Genomic DNA, 318 nt, shown 5'->3' with positions numbered 1-318 from the left:
AAGCCGCGGACGAGGGTCTCGCCGCGGGAGGCGGTGTTGACGAAGATCCACCAGGCGGTGCCGACGGCCCAGTACCAGCGGTCCTCGGACAGGATCTGGCCGACGGCCAGGGCGAACCCGCAGGCGACGGTGGCCTGGAAGGCCTGGCGGGTGGTGGGCCGGGCGAGGCCGGTGCCGGGCAGCGGGGGCGGGGCGGCGGCCGGGGGCGTCCGGCGCTCGATGGGCCACAGCACGAACCGGACGGCGCCGGCCGACAGCAGGGCCAGGGCGACGGCCGCGAACAGCTCGGGCAGCTGGGCGGGCCGGGCGTGCAGGAAC

General features: G+C 77.7%; 1 pseudogene. It reads right to left on the bottom strand.

The annotated features are described in order from the left end of the window. Window positions 1-318 (bottom strand): annotated as a pseudogene (locus tag VR44_RS26475) (FUSC family protein); the annotation flags it as partial.

Origin of the sequence: Streptomyces katrae, assembly GCF_000966975.1 — a bacterium.
In the GTDB taxonomy this organism is placed as follows: domain Bacteria; phylum Actinomycetota; class Actinomycetes; order Streptomycetales; family Streptomycetaceae; genus Streptomyces; species Streptomyces katrae.
This window is presented reverse-complemented; position numbering and strand designations above follow the sequence as displayed.